Below are 8418 nucleotides of genomic sequence, written 5' to 3'. Positions count from 1 at the left end.
GTCAGGATCTCGTCGTACAGCGCCTTCGGAATCCGCACGCCGTTCGCGATGCTGCGCGCACGGGCGTCGAAGCGCCGTTGCGACGGCAGCCGCGCGCCCTGCGCGACGATCGATTCGAACATCCGCTCGCCGCGCGCGAGCCCCGCGTCGAGATCGTCGCCGAGAAACACCTTCGGATCGAACGCGATCACGAGTTCGCCGTGGCACGGCGTCGCGCCGACGCCTTCGTCGAAGTCCATCGATTCCCGGCTCGTCATGTCGCCGATCAGCGCGCCGCCGAGCAGCTCGACCATCGCCGCGAGCGCCGAACCCTTGTGGCCGCCGAACGTGCGCATCGCGCCTTGCAGCGCGGCCTTCGCGTCGGTGGTCGGCTGCCCGTCCGCGTCGATCGCCCAGTGCGGCGGAATCGCCTTGCCTTGCTTCGCGTGCAGCTCGATGTCGCCGCGCGCGATCGCGCTCGTCGCGAAATCGAACACGAACGGCTCGCCGCGCGGGCGCGGCCACGCGAACGCGATCGGGTTGGTGCCGAACACCGGCTCGCGGCCGCCTTCCGGGGCGACCCAGCTATGGCTCGGGTTCATCGCGATGCCGACCAGCCCTTCGGCCGCGATCGCCTCGACCTCGGGCCACAGCGCGGAGAAGTGATAGCAGTGGTTGATCGCCATCGCGGCGATGCCGTGCTGCTTCGCCATCTCGACCAGCACGGGCAGCCCGGTCTCGAAGCTCAGCAGCGAGAAGCCGCGATGCGCATCGACCGCGACGATCGACGACGACAGCCGGCGCAGCGTCGGCACGGCCTGCGGATCGACCTTGCCTTTCCTCAGCGACCGCACGCAGACGAGCAGCCGGTACACGCCGTGCGAATGGCATTCGTCGCGCTGGCCCTGCGTGATCACGTTCGCGATGGCACGCGCATGCGCGTCGGACATTCCGTGGTGCGTCAGCACGCGCAGCGCGAGCGTGTGGACTTCGTCGAGCGACAGGACGACTTCGGTGGTGGGCTCAGCCATGGTTCACCTCGCGCGAAACGAGCACGCCGTCGATGCGTTGCGGTACGCGCAGCGGATTGCTGTTGCGTAGCGCGTCCGGCAGCAGCGCGTCGGGCAGGTCCTGGTACGACACGGGGCGCAGGAAGCGCTCGATCGCGCGGGCGCCGACCGACGTCGTGCGGGTGTCGGACGTCGCCGGGAACGGGCCGCCGTGCACCATCGCGTGGCCGACCTCGACGCCCGTGCCGAAGCCGTTGACGAGAATACGGCCGGCCTTGCGTTCGAGCGTCGGGCGCAGCGCGGCGAACAGCGCCGCGTCGCCATCGGCCAGATGCGCGGCGATCGTCAACTGGCCTTCGAGCGATTTCAGCACGCGATGCAGCGTGTCGGCGTCCGGGCAGCGCACGATCAGCGAAGCGGGGCCGAATACTTCGTCGCGCAGTTCGGGGTGGGCGATGAACGCGTCCGCAGAGGTTGCGAACAGCGCCGCGCGCGCCTGATGACGGCCGCCTTCGACGCCTTCGGCCAGCAGCTCAACGGCCGAGTGATCGCGCAGCGCCGCGACGCCTCGTGCATAGCTCGCGTGGATGTGCGGTGTCAGCATCGTCTGCGCGGCGACGGCACGCACGGCATCGGCGGCCGCGGCCTCGAATGCGCGCAGCGCGGGGCCGTCGACCGCGAGTACGAGGCCCGGGTTCGTGCAGAACTGCCCGGCGCCGAGCGCGAGCGACGCGACGAACTGCGGTGCGATGGTGTCGTGACGGGCCTCGAGCGCGGCCGGACACAGCAGCACGGGATTGATCGAGCTCATTTCCGCATAGACGGGGATCGGCTCTGCCCGCGCGGCCGCGATATGCATCAGCGCGACGCCGCCGCGGCGCGACCCGGTGAAGCCGACGGCCTTGATGCGCGGATCGGCGACGAGCGCCTGGCCGATCTCGCGCGACGCGTCGAACAGCAGCGAGAACACGCCGGCCGGCATCCCGCATTCGCGCGCGGCCTGCTGGATCGCGCGGCCGACGAGTTCGGACGTGCCCGGATGCGCGGAATGCGCCTTGACGATCACCGGGCAGCCGGCCGCCAGCGCCGACGCCGTGTCGCCGCCGGCCACCGAGAACGCGAGCGGGAAGTTCGACGCGCCGAACACGGCCACCGGCCCGAGCGCGACGTTGCGCAGGCGCAGGTCGACACGCGGCAGCGGCTTGCGCTCGGGGCGCGCCGGATCGATGCGCGCATCGAGAAAACCGCCGTCCCGCACGAGCGACGCGAACAGCGCGAGCTGGCCGACCGTGCGGCCGCGTTCGCCTTCGATGCGTGCACGTGGCAGCCCCGTTTCGACGACGCAGCGCTCGATCAGGTCGTCGCCGAGCGCCATGATGTGGCGGCCGATCGCGTCGAGGAACGCGGCGCGTGCCTCGAGCGACGTTTCGCGATAGGTGTCGAACGCGTCGTCGGCGAGTGCGCACGCCGTTTCCAGGTCGTGCAGGCTCGCGCCGCCGAACGCCGGTTCGAGCGGTTCGCCGGTCGCGGCGGCGAGCGCGTGGAGGGTGCCGTTCTGTCCGGCGACGGCCGACTGGCCGATCAGGAGCTGACCTGTGAGTTGCATGGTTTTCCTCGGAAAAAGCAGGGCCGGGCGTGCTGCGCCCGGCCGATGGAAGGGGAAAAGGGCGGGAAAAGGGCGCGGGCGCGTCAGTTCTCGTCGTCGTCGAGTTGCAGCTTGTCGGCGCGCACGCCGGTGTTCGCGCCCCAGTAGTAGATGACGAGCGCGACGGCCGCGACGACGACCGTGTCGTACGGATGCGCGAGCCGGCCGGTGCCGCCGAAGCCGCCGAGATACGACAGCACGATCATCGCCGCATAGAACGCGATCAGCCACGCGGACGAACGCACCTGCTCGGCGAGGCTCAGGTGCGCGGTCGGCACCCAGCGGCGGCACGCGAGATAGATCGCGAACATCACGATCTGCAGGCCGAGCAGCCAGGACACCGTGCTCCAGCCCGACCAGTAGACGATCAGCGCGGCGATCACGAACGACGCGGGGCCGGTGAGGCCGAACGCGCTGGCGCGGAACGGCCGCGGCAGGTCGGGCGCGGTGCGGCGCAGCGCGGCGACCGACACCGGGGCGACCGCATAGCTGAGCACCAGCGCGGCCGACACGATGTTGATCAGCGCTTCCCACGACGGGAACGGCAGCGTCCAGAAGATCGCGAGGCCGAACGTGAGCCACAGGCCCGCGCGCGGGATGCCCGACGCTTCGTCGACGCGCGTGAACACCTTGAAGAACGTGCCCGTCTTGGCCCAGCCGTAGACCACGCGCGGCGTCGCGTTCATGTAGATGTTGCCGCAGCCGCTCGGCGAGATCATCGCGTCGGCGACGACCATCACCGCGAGCCAGCCGACGCCGAGCGCGAGCGCGATGTCGCGGTACGGCAGCGAGAACGCCTTGCTCACGTCGTGCCAGCCGGCGGCGAGCATGGCCGTCGGGATGCTGCCGATGAACGCGAGTTGCAGCAGCACGTAGATCAGCGTCGACAGCAGGATCGACAGGATCAGCGCGATCGGGATCGTGCGCTGCGGATTGCGTACCTCGCTCGCGACCGACACGATCGGCGTGAGCCCGAGATACGCGAAGATGATGCCGCCGGCCGACACGGCCATCTCGATGCCCGGCATGCCGAACGGCGCGAAGCCGTGCACGGTCAGGTTCGCGGGCTTGAAGAACGTGAACAGCACGCCGATCACCGCGAGCGGCACGATGAACTTGAAGACGCTGATGATGTTGTTCGCCTTCGCGAACGTCTTCACGCTCGAATAGTTCAGGTAAAAGAAGAAGCAGAGCAGCGCGGCCTGCACGAGCCAGCCGACGGTGGTCGGGTCGCTCGATCCTTCGACCGTCAGGCCCGGAAACCATGCGGCCGCGTACTGGCGCGCGGCGACGACTTCGATCGCGATCAGGCTCGAGAAAGCGATCAGCGTGATGAAGCCCATCAGGTAGCCGAGCAGCGGGCCGTGCGAGAACACCGGGTAGCGCACCACGCCGCCCGCGCGCGGCAGCGCGGCCCCGAGCTCGCAGTAGACGATCCCGAGCAGCAGCACCGCGAAGCCGCCGAGCAGCCACGAGAAGATGCCGGCCGGGCCCGCGATCGTCGATACGTGACTCGCGGCGAACAGCCACCCCGAACCGAAAATGGCGCCGAGACCGATGAACGTGAGATCGGTCAGCGACAGCTGTTTCTTGAACTTGCCGTGACCCGCGCCGGGGTGCGCGGAACGGGAAAGCGGGACAGACGGGTGTGCGTTGCCTTGGCCTGGCATGGGCGTGTCTCCTGGAGGGAATAGCGGCACAGGCTTGAGGTGCGCCGCGCTCCGACGGAGCCGCGGCGCCTGCCTGTCGGCCGGCGACGCCCGGTTCGAGCGACCGGGGCGGGCTGCGGGGCATTCACGCGCGGCACGCTCTGGCGCCGCGGCGAACGGGCCAGCAGGCCATGCCGGACCGGAGACGGCGGCGCGCAGGCGCAATGCCCGCGCGCCGCCGCAGGGGCGTCGATCTCTGATCGACGTCGGGCAGCGCCGGGCGCGTGTCGAGCGCCTTCGCGACGATGGCCTCCACTTCGGCGAGCGTGTCGCCTTGCAGCGCGAGGCGCGGCGGACGCGTGATCGCGCTGCCGCGGCCGACCAGTTCCTCGCACAGCTTGATGCACTGCACGAGGTCGGGGCGTGCGTCGAGGTGCAGCAGCGGCATGAACCAGCGATACAGCGCGAGTGCTTCGTCGAAGCGCTTTTGCTTCGCGAGGCGGAACAACGTCTCGCCTTCCTTCGGGAACGCGTTCGACATGCCCGACACCCAGCCTTCGGCGCCGACCGCGATGCTCTCGACCACGACGTCGTCGAGGCCCGCGAACAGCACGAAGCGATCGCCGACCGCATTGCGCAGGTCGATGAAGCGGCGCGTATCGCCCGACGAATCCTTGAAGCAGACGATGTTCTCGCAATCCTGCAGCGCGATCAGCACGTCGGGCGTCACGTCGTTCTTGTAGATCGGCGGGTTGTTGTAGACCATCACCGGCAGGTCGGTGCTCGTTGCTACCGCGCGGAAGTGCGCGGCGGTTTCGTGCGGCTTCGCCGAGTAGACGAGCGCGGGCATCACCATCACGCCGTCGACGCCGACGCGCTGCGCTTCGCGCACCGTGTTGCGCGCGAATTCGGTCGTGAATTCGGCGATGCCGGCGATCACCGGAATCTTGCCGCCGGCCGCGTCGCGCGCGGCCTCGATCACCTGGAGCTTCTCGCTCGTCGACAGCGACGTGTTTTCGCCGACCGTGCCGCAGACCACGAGGCCCGACACGCCGTCGTTCACCAGGTTCTTGACCACGCGGTGCGTGGCGTCGATGTCGAGGGAAAAGTCCGGCTTGAACTGGGTGCTGACGGCCGGGAAAACCCCGGTCCATTGAATGGCTTTGCGGCTCACTGAAATCTCCTACGTTCGTATCGGTCGGCCGACGGGTGTGTCGGTGTGGCAACCAGTATCGCCGCGCAAACGCCCATCACGCTTGAGTCGTATCGCGGAGCAAAATGACGAAATCGGCACAGCGGTCGGCAGGGGCGGGAGGGGCGCGTCGCACTATGCCGATTTCGTCGTCGTCCTCATCGAAAAGCCACAAGCGGACGGACGCGCGACGGAGGAAGCTATGCTCCTTTCCCCACTTCGGACGGCTCATGATGAAGCGCATCCAGATCATCGATTCGCACACGGGCGGCGAACCCACTCGGCTCGTCGTGTCCGGCTTTCCATCGCTCGGCCGCGGCACGATGGCCGAGCGCCGCGACGTGCTCGCGCGCGAGCACGATCGTTACCGCACCGCGTGCATCCTCGAGCCGCGCGGCAGCGACGTGATGGTCGGCGCGCTGCTGTGCGACCCGGTGGCGCCCGACGCGGCGGCCGGCGTGATCTTCTTCAACAATAGCGGCTATCTCGGGATGTGCGGGCACGGCACGATCGGCGTCGTGCGCACGCTGCATCACATGGGGCGCATCGCGCCCGGCGTGCACCGGATCGAGACGCCGGTCGGCACCGTCGAGGCGACGCTGCACGACGACCTGTCGGTCAGCGTGCGCAACGTGCCCGCATATCGTCACGCGCAGGGCGTCGCGCTCGACGTGCCGGGATACGGCCCCGTGAAGGGCGACATCGCATGGGGCGGCAACTGGTTCTTCCTGATCAGCGACCACGGGCAGCGCGTCGCCGGCGACAACGTCGCGGCGCTCACCGCGTATGCGTCGGCCGTGCGCGAAGGGCTCGAACGCGCGGGCATCACCGGCGCGAACGGCGGCGAAATCGATCACATCGAGTTGTTCGCCGACGATCCCGAGCACGACAGCCGCAGCTTCGTGCTGTGCCCGGGCCTCGCGTACGACCGTTCGCCGTGCGGTACCGGCACCAGCGCGAAGCTCGCGTGCCTCGCGGCCGACGGCAAGCTCGCGCCGGGCGCCGTGTGGCGGCAGGCGAGCGTGATCGGCAGCGTGTTCCATGCGAGCTACGAGCGGGTCGACGGCGGCATCGTGCCGACGATTCGCGGCAGTGCGCATCTGAGCGCGGAAGCGACGCTGCTGATCGACGAAGACGATCCGTTCGGCTGGGGCATCGGGTCGTGAGCGAAACGAAGACCGACGTCGTCGTGATCGGCGCCGGCATCGTCGGCGCGGCCTGCGCGCACGAACTCGCGCAGCGCGGGCTGCGCGTGCTCGTCGTCGACGACGCGAGCGGCGGCGCGACCGGCGCGGGCATGGGCCACCTCGTCGCGATGGACGACAACGCGGCCGAGCTCGCGCTGAGCCATTACTCGATCGAACTGTGGCGTGCGTTGAGCAGCGAGATGCCGGAAGGCTGCGCATACCGCAACTGCGGCACGCTGTGGCTCGCGGCCGATGCACACGAAATGGATCTGGCGCGCGCGAAGCAGGCGACGCTCGCCGCGCACGGCGTGGCCGGCGAGTTGATCGACGCGGCGGCGCTCGCGCAACTGGAGCCGATGCTGCGCGCCGGGCTTGGCGGCGCGCTGAAGATTCCCGGCGACGCGATTCTCTATGCGCCCGTCACCGCGAACTGGCTGCTGCAGCGCGCGCCGCGCATCACGTTGCGCCGCGAGCGGGCCGTCGCGGTCGATGGCCCGAGCGTGACGCTCGCGAGCGGCGACGTGCTGCGCGCGCAGCGTGTGCTGGTGGCGAACGGCGTCGCGGCGCGCACGCTGCTGCCCGAACTGCCGCTGCGCCCGAAAAAGGGCCATCTGCTGATTACCGACCGCTATCCGGGCCACGTATCGCATCAACTCGTCGAGCTCGGCTATGCGGCGAGCGCGCACGCGAGCGACGGCACGTCGGTCGCGTTCAACGTGCAGCCACGGCCGACCGGCCAGTTGCTGATCGGCTCGTCGCGCCAGTTCGACACCGAGGACGCGCAGGTCGAGCCGCCCGTGCTCGCGCGCATGCTGCGTCGCGCGGTCGGCTACTTGCCGGATCTGGCCGACCTGAACGGCATCCGCGCGTGGACGGGTTTCCGATCCGCGAGCCCCGACGGCCTGCCGCTGCTCGGCGAGCACCCGGCGCGGCCGGGCGTGTGGCTCGCGGTCGGCCACGAAGGACTCGGCGTGACGACCGCGCCGGGCAGTGCGCGGCTCGTCGCCGCGCTGATGGCCGGCGAGCGGCCGCCCATCGATATCGAACCGTATTTGCCGGGACGCTTCCTCGCCGCGTCCTCCTTGGCCGGAGCGCTGACATGAAACGACCCCCATGCTTACTTCATTCGCTGTCGACCGGAGTTGGCGCTTCAGCGCTTACTCCGGTCCCATGCAAGGCACCGCCCGAGGGGGCCGTCAGCCGCCCACGGCCGGCTTTGCAAAGCCGGCCGGCTACGCAGGCGCAGAGCGATGCTCTGCGAATTCCCTGCTACGCCCTTGGGGCGGCCCGGTGGAGGCTGAGATGAAACGACCCCCACGCTCACTTTGTTCGCTGCCCCCCGCGGGGGCGGTCAGCCGCCCACGGCCGGCTTTGCAAAGCCGGCCGGCTACGCAGGCGCAGAGCGATGCTCTGCGAATTCCCTGCTACGCCCTTGGGGCGGCCCGGCGGAGGCTGACATGATCATTCATCTGGACGGCCGCGCGCTGACGGTGACCGACGGTGCGACCGTCGCGGCCGCCGTTGCGGCGAGCGGCGACGACACGACGCGCGTGTCGTGCACGGGTGCGGCGCGTGCGCCGCTTTGCGGGATGGGCATCTGCCAGGAATGCCGGATGACGATCGACGGCCGGCGCCGGCTGGCGTGCCAGACGCTGTGCCGCGACGGCATGCAGGTGGAGCGCACGCGATGAAACAGGAACGACCGAGCGTCGACGTCGCGATCGTCGGCGCGGGCCCGGCGGGCCTGTCGGCCGCG

At 69.8% G+C, this 8418-nt stretch carries 6 protein-coding genes and 1 pseudogene; 3 read left to right on the top strand and 4 right to left on the bottom strand.

What is annotated here, in order from left to right:
* The 4 genes and pseudogenes from H3O04_RS31640 to H3O04_RS31625 all read right to left on the bottom strand — a co-directional run.
* The coding region (locus tag H3O04_RS31640) for an Ldh family oxidoreductase (protein ID WP_202589194.1) at positions 1–1010 on the bottom strand (1010 nt) is incomplete at its 3' end.
* Positions 1003–2595 carry an aldehyde dehydrogenase (NADP(+)) gene (locus tag H3O04_RS31635; protein ID WP_202589193.1) on the bottom strand — a complete coding sequence of 531 codons (1593 nt, stop codon included), beginning with the start codon at positions 2593–2595 and terminating at the stop codon, positions 1003–1005. The genes H3O04_RS31640 and H3O04_RS31635, both read right to left, overlap by 8 nt.
* A gap of 83 nt (positions 2596–2678) precedes the next feature.
* On the bottom strand, positions 2679–4304 hold the full coding sequence (locus tag H3O04_RS31630) for an APC family permease (RefSeq protein ID WP_124476398.1): 1626 nt from the start codon (positions 4302–4304) through the stop codon (positions 2679–2681).
* A gap of 241 nt (positions 4305–4545) precedes the next feature.
* Positions 4546–5457: pseudogene (locus tag H3O04_RS31625) on the bottom strand (dihydrodipicolinate synthase family protein); the annotation flags it as partial.
* Positions 5458–5708: 251 nt separating this feature from the next.
* On the opposite strand from H3O04_RS31625, the gene H3O04_RS31620 reads away from it, so the two are divergent.
* The 3 genes from H3O04_RS31620 to H3O04_RS31610 all read left to right on the top strand — a co-directional run bounded on the left by H3O04_RS31620 (position 5709) and on the right by H3O04_RS31610 (position 8353).
* Positions 5709–6641, top strand: a complete 933-nt coding sequence (locus H3O04_RS31620) for a 4-hydroxyproline epimerase (RefSeq protein ID WP_124476428.1) — start codon at positions 5709–5711, stop codon at positions 6639–6641.
* Positions 6638–7765, top strand: coding sequence for an FAD-dependent oxidoreductase (locus tag H3O04_RS31615; protein ID WP_202589192.1), 1128 nt, complete (start codon positions 6638–6640; stop codon positions 7763–7765). Before H3O04_RS31620 ends, H3O04_RS31615 begins: the two co-directional genes overlap by 4 nt.
* Before the next feature lie 354 nt (positions 7766–8119).
* On the top strand, positions 8120–8353 hold the full coding sequence (locus H3O04_RS31610; RefSeq protein WP_202589191.1) for a 2Fe-2S iron-sulfur cluster-binding protein: 234 nt from the start codon (positions 8120–8122) through the stop codon (positions 8351–8353).
* Positions 8354–8418 lie beyond the last annotated feature (65 nt).

The organism is Burkholderia sp. KCJ3K979, from assembly GCF_016759955.1.
In the GTDB taxonomy this organism is placed as follows: Bacteria; Pseudomonadota; Gammaproteobacteria; order Burkholderiales; family Burkholderiaceae; genus Burkholderia; species Burkholderia orbicola.
Note: the sequence above shows the minus strand (reverse complement) of the source record. Positions and strands in the feature narration are given on the sequence as shown.